Origin of the sequence: Foetidibacter luteolus (assembly GCF_009650435.1) — a bacterium.
In the GTDB taxonomy this organism is placed as follows: Bacteria; Bacteroidota; Bacteroidia; order Chitinophagales; family Chitinophagaceae; genus Foetidibacter; species Foetidibacter luteolus.
This window is the reverse complement of the sequence record NZ_VVIP01000035.1, coordinates 273,876-285,797: the sequence shown is the minus strand read 5'-3', so window position 1 is coordinate 285,797 and position 11,922 is coordinate 273,876. Positions and strand designations below refer to the sequence as shown.

Sequence of the window (11,922 nt, the reverse complement as noted above, 5' to 3'; positions counted from 1 at the left end):
TGGCCGCAAAATTGCAGCCTGCTGCTATATATTTGCGCAACCGAAAAATAAAACATGGAACATCTTTTAACGCCTGATGCCATCATCAGCTTTGTGATATTGGTAATTCTGGAAGTGGTTTTAGGTATAGATAACGTGATTTTTGTAAGCATCATCATGAACCGGCTGCCCAAGCCGCAACAATCCAAAGCCCGGCTTTTCTGGATGATCAGCGGCATTATAGTCAGGAGCATTTTATTGTTTGGGCTAACCTGGCTGATGGAGCAAAAAGGAAAAGCATTGTTCAGCATTTCAGGTAAAAACTTCGATTTGGCCAGCCTTGTTATGCTGGCGGGCGGTTTGTTCCTGATATACAAAACAGTAAAAGAAATTCACCACAAGCTGGAAGGTGAGGCGGAATCGGAAGCAGGCGCAAAAAAAGCGGGCCTTAGTTTTGGCGGCGCTTTAGTGCAGATTACGCTGATTGATATGGTTTTCAGCTTCGACAGTATTATAACTGCCAGCGGTACAGCAAAGCATGTGGAAATAATGATTTCCGCGGTTATCATCGCCATGATCATCATGTTCCTCTTCAGCCCCAAAATAGCGGCATTTATACACAAACACCCCACTTTAAAAATGCTCGCCTTATCCTTCCTTGTTATGATTGGCATTACCCTGCTGGTAGAGGGCTGGGATCATGAAAAGTCTGAAGCGCTGCACCTGAAGAACTACGTGTATTTCGCTATGGCATTCTCGTTTATTGTAGAACTGCTGAATATGCGCCTGCGGAAAAAAGCCGTTAAGCCGGTTGAATTGCGTGAACCTAAGTTAAGGGAAGAGAAGCAGGAGTATGATGATATGGCTAAGTAAGAAAGGCCGGTCTTAATTGAGCCGAAAAAATAAAGAGAGTTTTATGTATTAAACTATTTATTTAACGGTGTAAACTCTTATATGTCACAATATAATAACGTATCCGCTACCTACAGAATGATTTTTCCATTCCTTGGGATGGTTGTTCTATGCATATTCTTGCTTGTAAAAAACTTTCGGGTAAGTTCATCCGAAGACCTGTATCTTAATCAGCTAGATCTGCATTTAGAGGGAGTAATTACGTATGTTGAGACGGGTGCCGGCTTTAACGGCTTTGGCATTATTGGAGCCCAGGTTATCACTTCTAACAAATTTTTTATTGATGACCGCAAGCATAAAAAATATCTCTATTGTTTGCTTAAAAGTGATAAAGTAGAGCTGTATCAAATTCTTTCGACAGATGCATGTACCATAGGAGACACGATTTTAGTAAACACTGCCAAAAAATTATTTTCGGTCAAAAATGGTTCGAAATCGATCACTTTTCCCATAAAATTGTGCCGGAACGAATCTTACTGGCGCTTTGTTCAAAACAGATTTCAAAAGTTTTAAGTATTCAAGTTTACCCCCCTTGCCGCGCCAGGGATTGAAGCACAACCAAGTCAAAGCAACGTTTAGTTGCTTTGCCGAAGGTTGCGAACGCAGTTCCCCCGGTGAAGGCTTTGTGCAGGGGCGCTGTGCCGGAGTATGAGCGGAAAGCCCGGCCCGCCCTGTCTTTTGGCGGGGGCGCCCACATATTTCTTCTTTCCGGCATATTGTTACTACTATCCTTTAACACCTATATTTATTAACTTCGCAGCCTTTTAAAAACTGAACCGATAAGGATTTTACAGGCTATGAGCGCAAAATACCAGGAATTTTCAGGATTAAACCTTCCGGCAATAGAACAGGAAATACTTGCAAAATGGCAGGCTGAACAGGCTTTTGAAAACAGTGTAAGTCTTAGGCAGGGGGCTAAACCTTTTGTTTTTTACGAAGGGCCGCCCAGCGCCAACGGTATGCCGGGTATTCACCATGTAATTTCCAGGACGCTGAAGGACCTGGTTTGCCGTTACAAAACCATGCGCGGCTACCAGGTAAAACGCAAAGGCGGTTGGGATACCCATGGCCTGCCGGTTGAACTGGGCGTAGAAAAAGAACTGGGAATTACCAAAGAAGATATCGGCAAGAAGATTTCCGTTGAGGAATACAACCAAAAATGCCGGGAGGCGGTACTGCGCTTTAAGGATAAATGGGATGACCTTACCCGTAAAATGGGCTACTGGGTTGACTTGAATGAGCCTTATATAACCTTTGAAAACAACTACATAGAAAGCCTTTGGTGGATACTGAAGAAGCTGTATAACAGGGGCTTATTGTATGAAAGTGTGAGTATTCAGCCTTATAGCCCGGCAGCGGGCACAGGCCTTAGCTCTCATGAACTAAACCAGCCGGGCACTTATAAAGATGTGAAAGATACATCTGCCGTGGCCATGTTTAAGGCCGTAAAGGATGATAAAAGTGCCTTTTTGTTTGAGGCTGCCGGAACGGATGAAGTGTTTTTCCTGGCATGGACAACCACACCGTGGACCCTGCCCTCTAACCTGGGGCTTACCGTTGGCGGCGATATTGACTATGTGCTGGTTAAAACCTTTAACCCTTATACGCACCTGGCGGTAAACGTAGTTCTTGCAAAAGCTTTGCTGGGCAAATACTTTAAAGGGGAAGATGAAAATGGAAACTTTGAAGAGTATGACGAGAAAGCTAAATTTTTACCCTGGCAGATAATGGCCACATTCAAGGGGAAAGATATAGAGGAATGCCGGTACGAGCAATTGATGCCCTACGAAGCCAACAAAGAAACAGGTGGTGATTCTTTCCGTGTGTTGGTAGGTGATTTTGTTACTACGGAAGATGGTACAGGCATTGTTCATACCGCACCCGCATTTGGCGCAGACGACTTTAAAGTGGGGAAAAAATATGGCATCGGCATTCTGGTAATGGTTGACCGTCAAGGCAAATTTGTTGACGGCCTTGGAGAATTCAGCAACCGTTATGTAAAAGATTACAAAGACGAGCCTGGTTACCAGGATGTTAATGTAGATATTGCCGTTAAGCTTAAAAAAGAAAACCGGGCTTTTAAAGTAGAAAAATACGAACACAGCTATCCGCATTGCTGGCGTACCGATAAACCTGTGCTTTACTATCCGCTGGATGCCTGGTTCATTAAAACCACGGCATTAAAAAACAGGATGGTGGAGTTGAATAAAACAATTAACTGGAAACCTAAAAGCACCGGCGAGGGCCGTTTTGGCAACTGGCTGGAGAATATGGTTGACTGGAACCTGAGCCGCAGCCGCTTCTGGGGAACGCCATTGCCAGTTTGGAAGAACAATGGAACCTCTTTACAAGATGTTGAAGATACCATTTGCATTGGATCAATTGAAGACTTAAAAGACGGGTATTTATTAACAAAAAAAGGAAAACAAATAATCTTAAATCTTTCGCAAGAATCTGTGGACTCAGGATTTGATAGATTTTTTCAAATTTTCGGGGTACCAAGTAATTTAAATTATTCTTTAATTCTTCAATTAACTAAACGTAAGCCAGATGCTCTCAATGGTTATATTTTAGGACTGGCAGGCTTTAAAACTATGTTTTTATCGAAGGAAGAATTGGGTTTTTGCAAAATAGAGAGTTACGATGGAGACTTAGATTTACACAAGCCATTTGTAGATGATGTAGTATTTAACAAGGAAGAAGTTTTTTATTATCGGGTACCCGACCTGATTGACGTTTGGTTCGACAGTGGCGCCATGCCCTACGCCCAATGGCATTTTCCGTTTGAAAACAAGGAAATATTCGCAGACAATTACCCGGCAGACTTTATAGCCGAAGGGGTTGACCAAACCCGTGGCTGGTTTTATACCCTGCACGCCATAGCCTCTTTAATAAAAGAAGACGTACAGGAAGAGCTGGCCAGCGCCGGTTTTGCGGTGGATGACAGCAAATACCCAGGCCTGGCGTACAAAACCTGTGTTTCCAACGGGTTGGTGCTGGATAAGAACGGCAATAAAATGAGCAAGCGCCTGGGCAACGTAGTAAACCCGTTTGAAACCATTGAAAAATATGGTGCCGATGCCACCCGCTGGTACCTGGTTACAAACGCATCGCCGTGGGACAATCTTAAATTCGATATTGCCGGCATACAGGAAGTGCAGCGCAAATTCTTCGGTACCTTATATAATACCTACCAGTTTTTTGCCTTATACGCCAATGTGGATGGTTTTGCTTTCAGGGAAACCTATATTCCGCTGGAGCAACGCCCGGAAATAGACCGCTGGGTACTGTCCTCACTCAACTCCCTGGTAAAAAAAGTAACACAGGCCATGGATGATTATGAGCCTACTATTGCCGGCCGTGCTGTTGAAGAGTTTGTGGATGAACACCTTAGCAACTGGTATGTGCGCCTTTGCCGCCGCCGTTTTTGGAAAGGCGAATACGAACATGACAAAATCTGCGCCTACCAAACCCTGTACGAATGCCTGGAAACGCTGGTAAGGCTAATTGCGCCTATTTCGCCCTTTTTCAGCGATGCGGTATTTAAAAACCTGGATGCTGTAACAGGCCGGTTTAAAGTACAGTCTGTACACCATGCGGATTTTCCGGCAGTCAACGAAGCGGCTATAGATAAATTACTGGAAGAAAGGATGCAACTGGCGCAAGACGCTTCTTCATTGGTGTTGTCACTGCGTAAAAAGGTGAACATAAAAGTACGCCAGCCTTTGCAAAAAGTGCTGATACCTGTACTTAACCCGCAGATGAAAGTGCAACTGGAGAAAGTAGCCGACCTGGTTAAAGCGGAAGTAAACGTAAAAGAAATAGAATATCTTACTGAAACAGAGGGTTTTATCAATAAAAAAATAAAGCCTGACTTTAAAAAACTCGGCGCCAAGCTGGGCCCTAAAATGAAAGCGGTAAGCGCCGCTTTGTCACAATTTACCCAGCATGACATAGCGGCTTTAGAAAAAGATGGAGAATATTTGTTGAATATTGGAGGAGAATCCATTACTTTACTGCTTGCCGAAGTTGACATTGTGGCGGAAGATATTCCGGGCTGGAGTGTGGCTGGTAAGGGTAGCCTTACCGTAGCGTTGGATATTACCCTTAGCGAGGCTTTGAAGAAAGAAGGGGATGCAAGGGAGTTTGTTAACCGCATACAAAATATCCGAAAAGAAACGGGACTTGAATTAACCGACCGTATATTGGTAGATGTGCTCGATGGCAGCGAAATCGGGCCGTCTATAAATGAATTTAAGAACTATATTTGCGCGGAAATTTTGGCAGATAGCCTTAATTGGGTGCCTGAAATGCAGGACGGCACTGAAATTGACGTAAATGGCCATCTGTTGAAAGTGAGCATAAATAAAAAAGGATAACGTTGTATGCCAACAAAAAAACCTGCACCTAAGAAAGCGGCGAAACCCGCGGCAAAACCTGCTAAAAAAGCAGCACCGGCAAAGCCGGTTAAAAAAGCGGCGCCAGTAAAAAAAGCCAAAGCAGCGGCAAAGCCCGTAGCTAAGGCCCCGGTTAAAAAAGCGGCGCCCGCAAAACCGGTAAAACCTGCCGCCAAACCTGCCCCTAAGGCCGCCGTAAAAAAAGCCGCACCGCCAAAACCAGTGCAAAAAGCCGCCCCGGCAAAAAAACCGGCGCCAGCACCTGTTAAAACAGCTAAAAAAGAAGCACCGGCCCCGCCGCCACCCGTTGTAAAACAAAAGGTGGCAGAAAAAACTGCCCCTGCACCTAAACCTGCGGCCAAACCCGTACCTGTGAAAGAAGTAAAGGTTCCAAAGACTACGGTTAAGACAAGTGTGCCTTATCAACCGGAGTATAAACCCTTGGAACAGAGACAAGAAACCTCAAAAACAAACGATCCATTGGTACGATATACAGATGCCGAACTGGCAGAGTTCAGAGAACTTATTAATAAGAAGCTGGAAGCAGCTAAAAAAGAATTGGCTTACTTACAGGGTTTAATTACCCGTAAAGATGACCTTGGTGGCGATGAAGCCGAAAGCCGCTACATGACCATGGAAGATGGCAGTATGAGTATGGAACGTGAGCAATTAAGCCAAATGGCCAGCCGCCAGATTACTTACATAGACCACCTGGAAAAAGCGCTGATACGCATCGAAAACAAAACCTATGGCATTTGCCGCGTAACAGGCAAGCTTATTGACAAAGCCCGCCTCCGCGCTGTGCCGCATGCCACGCTTAGCCTTGAAGCTAAACTGGGTCTTGTTAAGCCCGGCGGCTCTGGCGGTAATGGGGAGTAACATGATATTTTTTCTTTATAAAACAAAAGCAGGTGTAAGCCTGCTTTTTGTTTTTGCACAGTATTTAAGGGCGCCTGCCCACGCTAAGGCGATGGGCACCGGGCTTTCCGCTCATACTCCGGCACAAATCCCCTGCACAAAACCTTCACCGGGGTATCCGCTGCAATCCCTGGCGCAAAAAGAAACACGCTGCCGGTTTCGAGGCAAACCGAAATTTCTAACTCTAAAAAGGCTATACCCTTTTTTTATTCCCCAATAATATCTGCAGCAGCGGTATAACCAGCAAGGGCAGCACAACGCTTTTATAACGAACTATAGCGCCGGAAAAAGTTACGGTGTAACCGGTTAAAATAATCATGCTTATGCTAAAACAAATGCAGGCAAGCCATAGCGGGTGCAATAGTGCCGCCCTTCTAAACCTCACAGCACAAATAACTATCAGCAGGCAAAGCGCCAGGTTTTCGGCAAAAGCCGGAATATAGCTTACATGGTGCAGCTCGTTAACATGCGGCCGCAAAAAACCGATGTCAATTGCGGCAGGCAGAAACCGGGCAAAACTGCCAAAGGTTGGTTCTAATGCCGGGGTGATTATTTTAGAGCCGCCAGCCAGGTTATTAAACTCATTGTGCCTTTCAGCAAGATAATGGTATAAATTAAGCGAAGGGTGTATGTACGGAGCGCTTACAAATAGTACCAGGCAAAGCAGGTACACCCCAATGGCCATAACTATCTTTTTCCGTGGAAACCTTTCTCCTAACACCCAAACGGCCAGCGCAGGCAAAAGCAACAGCAACATAAAGTTGCGTAAAGCAAAAAGCAGCAGGGCGCAGATCAGGCAGGCCATAATGTTCTGCACTACTTTTTTACCCTGCAACGCCAAATGGAAATAGTACAGTAACAATGTAGTACAACTGAACGCCAGCCCATCCTTATGAATACCGCTGCACCAGAACAGCAATGATGGTATTAAAAACGATGCCGCTACCAGCAAGGGTTTTGTAAGATTTGTAGAAGCCGCTGCCAGCCGGTAACAGGCTATGTTACCAAAGAAAAAAAGAAAGTTAAAGAGTATAACATCGGCAAAATAACTACGGCCGGTAAACACATTACAAATTGCCAGCAGCTTGATGATCGTATTGTCCTTAAGATCGTTCCAGTAAGAGTTTTTGGCGGCAAAAAGGTTGCTGGGTTCATTGTATCCTGAAGAAAAAAAATCCTTAACGAAACCAGCCGGATCCCGCAGCAGCCAATCTGTTTCTGCCAGGCTTAAATTGAAGTAACGGAAAGAATCGCTCCCTTCTTTATAAGCCGGCAGGGAATAAAAAAGGCCATACAGCACACCTGCGCAAACTTTAGCTATAAATAATGCGGCCAGCCATTTTTTGCCCATACCGGATTGCCTGAAAAAAACAAGCCTTGTTACAAGCCATGTAAACAAAACAAGATAACCTGCAAAGATGATACTGTTGAGCACGTTGTTAGTTTATGGCTTCCTGCCCTTAAGGCAGGTTAATATTGATTGGGGTGCCTGTAATCTCCATGAGCATGGCGCAATGTTCTCTTCAAGGGTATCTGCATGCCATTGGTATTCTCCAGCCAGCCGTATAATGTGTCGGCCAGTTGTTTTACAGTTTGCTGGTACTCCGGCTTTTCTATTAAATTAAATTTTTCATCCGGGTCTTTCTCCAGGTCGTATAATTCGTTGGTATCCCAAATTCCGTTATAATGTATGTATTTAAATTTATCGGTACGCACGCCAAACATGGTAGGCGTCATGGGAAAATCGTACTCCCAGTAATACTCGTAAAATATCTTGTCACGCCAATTGCTGTTATCTCCCTTTAATAATTGTACAAAAGATTTGCCCGGCATATAAGCCGGCTGTTGCAGGCCTGCGCATTGCAAAACGGTAGGGGCAATATCAATATTCTGTACCATTCGGGTTATGGTGTTGCCACCTTTAAACAGGCCCGGACAATATACCAGGAAGGGCACTTTTACAGATTCTTCATAAAAGTGGCGTTTGTCAATAAGGCCGTGCTCGCCCCAGCTAAAACCGTTGTCACCCATGTACACCACCATGGTATTTTTGTCAAGGCCTTCTTTTTGCAGGTATTCCAGCACGGCGCCAATACTTTCATCAACAGCCATTAATGTTTCACAATAGCGCTGTACCATATCGTTTATATCGTGATGGCCGTGGTACATATAATCTACCCCATGCCAGCTATGGCGTTGCTGTTTAACCCACTCCGGCCAGTTGTATTTTTTGTATTCATCAGATAGTGTTTGCCAGTAGGTGGCTGGCAGCGGCAGGTTGTTGCCTTTGTACATACCCCGGTGCCTTTTGGCCGGGTAAAACTCGGCATGCACGGCTTTGTGAGACAGGTACATAAAAAATGGCTTGCTCCTGTTCCGTTTGTCCAGCCACTGTACTGCATCTTGCGTAAGCACATCGGTGATGTAGGCAGAGTCTGCGTGTGCTACCTGTTTGCCGTTAATGTTCAATACCGGGTTGTAATAAATGCCCTGGCCTTTAAAACTTTCCCAATGGTCAAATCCGGGCCGTGGCGCATCATCTTCGTCGCCCATGTGCCATTTACCAAAAAAGGCTGTTTGATACCCTGACTGTTGCAGGTATTGCGGAAAATATACCAGGTTTTCCGGGGCCGGTGCGCTGTTGTCAACAATGGTATGCACATGCGAATACTGTCCTGTCAAGATAGATGCACGGCTGGGTGAGCACAATGCGGTGGTTACAAAAGCATTTTTAAACCAGGCCCCTTCTTTTGCAAGCCTGTCCATATTAGGGGTACGCAGCCAGGGAATTTTACCTGTAAAACCCATGAAATCATTCCGGTGGTCATCGGTTAAGATGAAGATGACGTTCATTGGGGGTTTATCTCCCGTCTTTTGCAAATTAAGCGAAGGTTTGGTTTGGGCAACAGCGAAGTATAGGCCGCAGAGCAGGCAATTAAGAAGCAGCATTCCTTTTTTCATGGAAAAGAATTGTGCGGTAAATATAACCAGCACATTTCACATAGAACTTTTAGCGGCAGAACAAATTACTGAATACCAGCTACAATGGCGCCCAGCTCTTTATCAATTTCTCCCTCTTTACCGTATTCTACAACACGCCCTATTTCTTTGCCATCCTTCATCACAATAAAGGTAGGCACGTTAAGCACGTTAAAGGCTTTTTCAAGATGGCCGGATGCGGTTTTCTCCCGGTCAACACCAATCAGGGAAATTGCTGAATCGGGCAGGCCACCACTGTCTGCCAGGCGGTAAAAAAGTGGAAGCAGGTATTGTGTATCGTGGCACCAGGTACCACCAAAAACAACCACCTGGAATTTGGATGCATTTTTTTTAAATGCATCAACAGCAACAGCACTGGCTGGGGTAATATCATAGTTCTGCTTAAACCAGCGAAAGGCGGTATCAGCCTCAATATCAGAGCGTTTTAAAATACCTTTCAGCACTTTGGTTTCATCGTCTTTTATAATTTCAAACGTACTGTTTTGGGCGTATGTTTTAGACAAAAAAAGCAGGGATATCGCTGTTGCGAAAAAGCGTTTCAATGCGTTGCTCATGCGCCTAAGTTAGCCTTCAATTCAAGAAGAAAAGTGCGGAATTTTGTTAAAGATTGTATAAGCTGAAGATTGGTGTCGGCATTTTTTTTGTTTTCCCGCAGGTACTTTTTTGCTCCTTCTATAGAAAACTTTCTTTGCCGCAGCAGGTAGTAAATTACCTGCAGGTTTTTTACGTCTTCCGGGCGAAAGAGGCGGTCGCCTTTACGGTTTTTACGTGGCTTTAAAATATCAAACTCATTTTCCCAATACCGTACCAGCGATGTGTTTACATGAAACCATTGGGCTACCTGGCTAATGGCATAGTACTGTTTTTGAAACAACACTTCATCATCGGGCACTTCCACAAAATCTACTTCAGCATCTATTTCCTTAAAAGATTTTCTGCCGCGTTTTTTTACCACTGCCAATAAGGGCCTTTTCTCCGGGTCTTTCCATGTGGCTGTTGCTTCGGTTGCGGGCTTTTCTTCACTGGCAACCTGCTGCACCGGTGCTGGCAGCGGTTTCTCTTTCAGCTTAACCTTCACGGCAATTTTATCATCTTCAAATATAATAGAGGATACCGGCTGCCGCAGGGCAACTGTTTCATCCGGGGCGGCTTCTGTTATGCTTGCAACCTGTGGTAGGCTGTCGGCAGGCAACTCGTCTTTTTCTTCATCGCCGGCCGCAGAAACAGTTACATGCAACCAATCGTTCGCCGGTGCTTCAGGCTCCGTAACCAACGGTTCTTCATCCGGCTTCACGGCTACAAGCACTTCTGTTGCCAGTGCATCGTTACTTGTTACCGGTTTAACAGGCTTAATGTCATTAGCCTTTACGGTAGCTTCCTCCCACATGCCAAATAAATCTAACTGCTTCATCAGGTAAAATTAAGATTCAAAAAAAAACATAAGCGTGGTTTTGGAAGTATGGTGGATAAGATGTACGTATCTTAGGCAGCTACAACTTGCCAAAAATTGTACCGTATGCAACCAGTTAAAAAAATTGCCGTTTGCGGGGCAGGTACCATGGGGGGTGGCATAGCGCAAACTACCGCTATGCATGGAGTGGAAACCGTTGTGTACGACCTTTCGGAAGCTGCACTTGACAATTGCAGGGCCGGCATTATAGCGCAACTGCAAAAGCTGGTTGAGAAAGGCAAAATAACTGCCGCGGAAAAAGCAACCATACATAACAACCTTTCCTATACCACAGATATCGGGCTTTGCCAGGCAGAATTGGTTATTGAAGCCGTTGTTGAAAACATCCATGTTAAAGCGGCGCTTTTTAATCAGCTTGCAGAAGTAAATAATACCGGCGTTGTTTTGGCCACCAACACCTCATCCCTTTCCGTAACTAAAATAGCCGCTGCCACAAGCTATGCTGCCCAGGTTGTGGGCATGCATTTTTTTAACCCTGCCCCACTCATGAAACTGGTGGAAGTTGTTCGAGGCCGGCAAACCAGTGAAGCTGTTGTGCAAACCATCAGCAGCTTTGCAAAACAGTTGGGCAAACTGCCTGTTATCTGTAACGATTCGCCCGGGTTTATTGTAAACCGTGTGGCCCGCCCCTACTACCTGGAAGCATTGAAAATGCTTGAGGAAGGTGTGGCAGATATTGCCACTATTGACGCGGCCATGGAGAACGCCGGTTTTAAAATGGGGCCATTTAAACTGATGGACCTTATTGGCATTGATGTTAACTACACGGTTAGCGATTGTATCTGGCAGCAGCTTGATAAACCTGAACGGCTGCAACCTTCCGCTTTGCAGCAGGACAAAGTTGCAAAGGGTGAACTGGGCAAAAAAACAGGCAAAGGGTTTTACGAATATTGAATAAGGAACAAGGAATTTTGAATGAAGAAGGAAGAGCGCCCCCTCACGATTCACGATTACTCACGCTCACTTGCGATTGGGATGAACAAGGAATTTTGAATAATGAAAGGACGAAGCGGAATGCACCCCACTCACCACTCACGAACTTAATATCGAACAAGAAACAAGGAGTTTTGAATGAGGAAGGAAGAGCGCCCCCTCACGATTCACGATTACTCACGCTCACTTGCGATTGCGATGAACAAGGAATTTTGAATAATAAAACGACGAAGCGGAATGCACCCCCACTCACCACTCACGAACCTAATATCGAACAAGGAACAAGGAATTTTGAATGATGAAAGTCGAAGC

At 45.0% G+C, this 11,922-nt stretch carries 8 protein-coding genes; 4 read left to right on the top strand and 4 right to left on the bottom strand.

Annotated features, from left to right (window positions below; all coding sequences use genetic code 11):
* The first annotated feature begins 54 nt into the window (after positions 1-54).
* The 3 genes from F0364_RS10570 (at position 55) to F0364_RS29365 (ending at position 6,167) form a co-directional block, all read left to right on the top strand.
* A complete protein-coding gene (locus tag F0364_RS10570) occupies positions 55-852 on the top strand; it encodes a TerC family protein (RefSeq protein WP_153797742.1) in 798 nt (265 codons plus the stop codon).
* Positions 853-1,688: 836 nt separating this feature from the next.
* A complete protein-coding gene (gene ileS, locus F0364_RS10565) occupies positions 1,689-5,270 on the top strand; it encodes an isoleucine--tRNA ligase (RefSeq protein ID WP_153797741.1) in 3,582 nt (1,193 codons plus the stop codon).
* A gap of 6 nt (positions 5,271-5,276) precedes the next feature.
* On the top strand, positions 5,277-6,167 hold the full coding sequence (locus F0364_RS29365; RefSeq protein ID WP_153797740.1) for a TraR/DksA family transcriptional regulator: 891 nt from the start codon (positions 5,277-5,279) through the stop codon (positions 6,165-6,167).
* Positions 6,168-6,399: 232 nt separating this feature from the next.
* Here the strand turns inward: F0364_RS29365 and F0364_RS10555 are convergent, their stop codons facing one another.
* The 4 genes from F0364_RS10555 to F0364_RS10540 all read right to left on the bottom strand — a co-directional run bounded on the left by F0364_RS10555 (position 6,400) and on the right by F0364_RS10540 (position 10,617).
* Positions 6,400-7,641 carry a hypothetical protein gene (locus F0364_RS10555; protein ID WP_153797739.1) on the bottom strand — a complete coding sequence of 414 codons (1,242 nt, stop codon included), beginning with the start codon at positions 7,639-7,641 and terminating at the stop codon, positions 6,400-6,402.
* Between the two features lie 35 nt (positions 7,642-7,676).
* Positions 7,677-9,167 (bottom strand): sulfatase family protein, encoded by a 1,491-nt coding sequence (locus F0364_RS10550; RefSeq protein ID WP_153797738.1) that lies wholly within the window; start codon positions 9,165-9,167, stop codon positions 7,677-7,679.
* A gap of 65 nt (positions 9,168-9,232) precedes the next feature.
* The gene (locus F0364_RS10545) at positions 9,233-9,760 is read right to left on the bottom strand and encodes a thioredoxin family protein (RefSeq protein ID WP_153797737.1); all 528 of its coding nucleotides are present in this window, start codon (positions 9,758-9,760) and stop codon (positions 9,233-9,235) included.
* Positions 9,757-10,617: a MerR family transcriptional regulator gene (locus F0364_RS10540; RefSeq protein ID WP_235921050.1), complete on the bottom strand. Its 861-nt coding sequence runs from the start codon at positions 10,615-10,617 to the stop codon at positions 9,757-9,759. Before F0364_RS10540 ends, F0364_RS10545 begins: the two co-directional genes overlap by 4 nt.
* A gap of 105 nt (positions 10,618-10,722) precedes the next feature.
* On the opposite strand from F0364_RS10540, the gene F0364_RS10535 reads away from it, so the two are divergent.
* Positions 10,723-11,571: a 3-hydroxyacyl-CoA dehydrogenase family protein gene (locus F0364_RS10535; RefSeq protein ID WP_153797736.1), complete on the top strand. Its 849-nt coding sequence runs from the start codon at positions 10,723-10,725 to the stop codon at positions 11,569-11,571.
* Positions 11,572-11,922: the final 351 nt, after the last annotated feature.

What these genes read in the sequence shown, in the direction of transcription:
- F0364_RS10535 (WP_153797736.1), top strand. Translation starts at nt 10,723, where the DNA reads ATGCAACCAGTTAAAAAAATTGCCGTTTGCGGGGCAGGTACCATGGGG.
- F0364_RS10570 (WP_153797742.1), top strand. Translation starts at nt 55, where the DNA reads ATGGAACATCTTTTAACGCCTGATGCCATCATCAGCTTTGTGATATTG.
- F0364_RS10550 (WP_153797738.1), bottom strand. Translation starts at nt 9,167, where the DNA reads ATGAAAAAAGGAATGCTGCTTCTTAATTGCCTGCTCTGCGGCCTATAC.
- F0364_RS29365 (WP_153797740.1), top strand. Translation starts at nt 5,277, where the DNA reads ATGCCAACAAAAAAACCTGCACCTAAGAAAGCGGCGAAACCCGCGGCA.
- F0364_RS10540 (WP_235921050.1), bottom strand. Translation starts at nt 10,617, where the DNA reads ATGAAGCAGTTAGATTTATTTGGCATGTGGGAGGAAGCTACCGTAAAG.
- F0364_RS10545 (WP_153797737.1), bottom strand. Translation starts at nt 9,760, where the DNA reads ATGAGCAACGCATTGAAACGCTTTTTCGCAACAGCGATATCCCTGCTT.
- ileS (WP_153797741.1), top strand. Translation starts at nt 1,689, where the DNA reads ATGAGCGCAAAATACCAGGAATTTTCAGGATTAAACCTTCCGGCAATA.